At 66.7% G+C, this 3,610-nt stretch carries 4 protein-coding genes; all 4 read right to left on the reverse strand.

The genetic code is table 11. The features are described from left to right. Nucleotides 1-102: 102 nt before the first annotated feature. Genes ACIBI9_RS67710 through ACIBI9_RS67725 form a run of 4 tightly spaced genes read right to left on the reverse strand, consistent with a single transcriptional unit; the run spans nucleotide 103 to nucleotide 3,484 of the window. Entirely contained in the window at nucleotides 103-759 is a 657-nt protein-coding gene (locus ACIBI9_RS67710) for a hypothetical protein (RefSeq protein ID WP_397239630.1), read from the reverse strand. Between the two features lie 24 nt (nucleotides 760-783). Beyond that, a complete protein-coding gene (locus ACIBI9_RS67715) occupies nucleotides 784-2,040 on the reverse strand; it encodes a hypothetical protein (protein ID WP_397239632.1) in 1,257 nt (418 codons plus the stop codon). After that, nucleotides 2,037-2,363 carry a helix-turn-helix domain-containing protein gene (locus tag ACIBI9_RS67720; RefSeq protein ID WP_397239634.1) on the reverse strand — a complete coding sequence of 109 codons (327 nt, stop codon included), beginning with the start codon at nucleotides 2,361-2,363 and terminating at the stop codon, nucleotides 2,037-2,039. The genes ACIBI9_RS67715 and ACIBI9_RS67720 overlap by 4 nt, the downstream gene beginning before the upstream one ends. Beyond that, nucleotides 2,360-3,484: a tyrosine-type recombinase/integrase gene (locus ACIBI9_RS67725; RefSeq protein WP_397239636.1), complete on the reverse strand. Its 1,125-nt coding sequence runs from the start codon at nucleotides 3,482-3,484 to the stop codon at nucleotides 2,360-2,362. Before ACIBI9_RS67725 ends, ACIBI9_RS67720 begins: the two co-directional genes overlap by 4 nt. Nucleotides 3,485-3,610 lie beyond the last annotated feature (126 nt).

The raw sequence follows: 3,610 nt of genomic DNA on the forward strand, positions 1-3,610 counted from the left end.
AACTGGCGACCTCGCGTAATCAAGTGTCGCGTGTTCGCGCCCTCTGGAACTGCAAAGGTCACACGACGTAGTAGCCAGCGGATGAGTGGGGCCGCAGGGACGTCAGGCCAGACGGCGTCTGCTTCCTTCCGGTGTGAAGGTGAAGGTGTCCTTGAACGCTCCCCTGCCGAAGCGGACGGCCAAGAGGACGGGTTCGTCATAGATGGAGCGCCAAATCATTTCGGTTTCGTCGGGGCCGCCGTTCCAGAGGTGAAAGAAGATGATCGGTTCCGTCACCTGTTCGGTCAGGTAGGCGAATGTCTTGCCGAAGAAGGGGCTGGTGCCGCCGAGAAGAACGGAAGGCGGGCCGAACTCCTCTCGCACTTCGGTGAGTGTGCGGTCGTGAGCAGCCCAAGCGGTGAGTTTCCGGCGCAGGGACGCATGATCTTCGGTCGTCAGGGTTCTGTCGGCCTCTAGCCACCCGCGATCGTGAGCGAGCTCGGCGTAGATCGAGGCGACGCCGTCGTCGCAGGGGTCAGGCAGGACGGTGGCGAGCGCTCCGGTCACGCCGAGGGAGTTCAAGGCGCCCCGCACTTCCAGCAACTGCAATGCCTGCGCCCACTCCGTCTCCTGGTGTTCGGCGTAGGCCAGGTGATCGAACAGGAGGCGCAGGGCTGTCTCGCCGCCGAACATGCCGGGCCGGCGAAGCGCCTGGTTGAGCTGGTCTTTGAGGTAGGTGCGGATCTCGGCCGACGAGCGTGGCCCGGGAGAGGTCGTCATGATGCTCATTCCATGTCGCTGTGGTCAGGCGTGGTGGTGTTCGCCGACTGGGGCGTAGCGGCTCCATGGACTTCCGGCTTCGGACGCGACGCGGCTGGTTTGCTCGTCGCTGTAGCCGAGCATCCGGGCGAGCACCGGAGCCGGCGCCTGGAGGACGAGCTGGCGAAGCGCGGAGGTCCTGCCGCTGAGTATTGCGATCTGGTGATCGCGAAGGCGTCGTTCGATGGCGTCGGGCGTCATGGGCTGTCCGCCGCGGCGGCCGGGGAAGAGCCAGCGGGAGTTCTGGTTGGTGGCAGTGGTCAGGTTGAGACGCTGGTCGAGGTGGCGAAGTAGCAACTCGGCGAACGGCTCTGGCAGTGGGGTCGGTGGATCGCCGAGGCAAAGGCTGACCTGGCCGTTGTGATGGCGGACGTCGTCAATGGTCAGGCGCAAGATCCGGGTCAGAGGTTGGGAGTAGAGCAGCACCAGGGTGGCCGCGACCCGGGTGAGCAGGGGGATCTCCTCGTCGGTGAGGAGGTGGCGGAGCACGGCCAGGCGCTGGTGCTGACTGATGGGCGCGGGGTTGGTGGTGGGCTGGTGCGGGACGGTCATCCGGGGCAGGAGCTTGGCGCGCATGGCCCATCGCAGGAAGGCGTGCGTGCGCCGGCGGGCGGTGTAGGCGCCGGCGTACCAGGCGTCGATGTCAGCCTGGCCGCAGTTCGGCAGTTCACGATCGCGCTGGCTCAGCCAGCTCAGGAACGCGATGGCCTGCCTGACCTCGATCCGGGCCGAGCCGGTTTGCTTGTCGGTGACCGGCCCGCGTTCCGCGAAGCGCCGGAGTCGATGCAGCACGTGCCAGGTGGCGAACCTGGTGATGACCTGCCGGTGGTCAGGATCGCTGATCGCGGTGAGGGTGTCGCGAAGCCACCGCTGGAACAGGATGAGGTGCCGGTCGGCGCGGGGCAGAACGCCGTGCAGCATCAGTAGATCCCGCAGGTAGGCCACCGAACGCCAGGGCGACATCTCATCCAGCGTCTCGTGGGTGATGGGCGTTGCCGGGTCGGCCAGGGTCCGGAGCATCTGGTGAACATGCGGGCGCCGGATCCACTGGATGCCCGCCCCGGGATTGGTCATCGTGCGAAAGCCCTCGAAGAAGGGCAGCAGTTCGGGCCGGATGGCGCCGTCTCCGTTGTCCAGCACGGCCCGCAGGTCGGCGGCCAGGGCGCACGGGCCGCAGAGCCCGCGCCGGTATCTCCATCCTTCCGTCCCGCAGTTGTCGCAGGCCAGCGGCGGAATGTTCATGTCTCAGGACGGAGGCGGGCGCGGGTGGGGCGCCTGGCGTTGAGGTTCACCGGGCCGTCGTCTGTGGCGGTCTTGCGGACGACGGCGTTCTCGGCCTTGGTAGCGATCAGCTCGGCCGGGGTGCAGGTGAAGATGTCGCAGAGCGCGGCGAGCACGGGCAGCGACAGCCGTTCCGGGACGCCGGTGGCCAGCCGGTGCACCTGCGACACCGACAGGTCGATGCCCCGTTCGGCCAGCAGCGGGACCAGGTCGCTGATGGTGAACATGCCGTGGGCGGCCATGACCTCGCGCAGCCGCCACTGGTAGCTGACCTGGCGTTTCATCGGGATCTCCTAGCGGGTTCGAGGGCGACGGCCAAGGTCTCGTCCAGGGCCCGGCGCAGGGTGCGGGTGCGGAAGTCAGAGGAGACACAGGTGTAGAGGGATGTGGTGCTGGCGTGTTCGTGGCCGCACTGGAACTGGACAAACAGCGGGTCGCGGCCGGCCTCGATGAGGTGGGTGACGTAGGAGCGTCTCAGCCCATGGAAGTCGAGGCCAGGATCGAGGCCGAGCGCGTCGCGGTAGGCGGCGAAGCGGGAGTTAATGCGCTGCAGTCCGATCCTGGCGCCGCGTTCGGACGGCCAGAGCGCCGAGCTGCCGGGTGTCGCCAGCTGCGGCTGGAACTCGGTGACCCACTCGTCCAGGACCTCCGCCGTCCAGGGCCAGACGGTGGCGACGCTGCGCCGCTTGGGCGGCGAGCCCTTCTTGGCCTTGCCGTAGCGGATGTGGACCAGGCCGTAGTTGCCGAACTCAGGCGCGTGCGGGTTGCGGCCAAAGTCGGCGACGTCGAGCATGCGAGTCTCGTTGCGTCGCAGACCGTAGCTGTAGGCGATCTTGAATAAGGTGGCGTCCCGGAAGGCAGGTAGCCACCCCTTGCGGCCGCGATCACGCGCCTTGGTCACCTGCTCATCGGCGTAGTCGAAGAAGTTTTGCAGCTCATCGAGGGTGAAGGCCCGCTTCTCGGGCCGGGATTCGGACTCTTGGACATGCGTCGCCGAGTTGCCCTCGTGCACGATCTGGATCGGATACGTACCAAAGCGCTCCTCGCAGACCGCCGCCCAGCCGTAGGCGGGATCGACGATGTACTGGCAGAAGGAACGCAACGCGTCCTGGTAGGAGCGCAAGGTGGAATGCGCGCAGCCGTGCACCGAGCGCAGGTCACCGAACCACTCGTCAGCGTGCTGGGCTGTCCACTCCCAGGGGAAGTCTTCGGCATGCCGGAGAAAGGAGCGAAGGCGGCCGACCCGCTTGTCGATCGTCGAGGGCGCCAGATTCCTGGCCAGCTGCTGATTGCGCCAGCCATCCACCATCGCCTCGAACACCTGCTCTTGGGGGTGCAGCAACGCCACCCCATCGGCCAGCTGCAGGCGAGCGGTCCCCGGAAGTCGGTCGCTCGTGTTCGACACGTCACTCTCCGTTGTCGCATTGGATGCGGAATTTTTGCATCCAACGCGAACCGCCGTCTAGCGGCCCAGGTCAGAGCCTCAACCCTCTACTGCCTCTCCTCTCCTCTTCCAAGTGATACTCAGACG

The sequence above is a fragment of the Nonomuraea sp. NPDC050451 genome, from assembly GCF_044458585.1.

Bases quoted from the DNA above. Each gene is read 5' to 3' on its own strand.
- ACIBI9_RS67715 (WP_397239632.1), bottom strand. From the start codon at position 2,040: ATGAACATTCCGCCGCTGGCCTGCGACAACTGCGGGACGGAAGGATGG.
- ACIBI9_RS67710 (WP_397239630.1), bottom strand. From the start codon at position 759: ATGACGACCTCTCCCGGGCCACGCTCGTCGGCCGAGATCCGCACCTAC.
- ACIBI9_RS67720 (WP_397239634.1), bottom strand. From the start codon at position 2,363: ATGAAACGCCAGGTCAGCTACCAGTGGCGGCTGCGCGAGGTCATGGCC.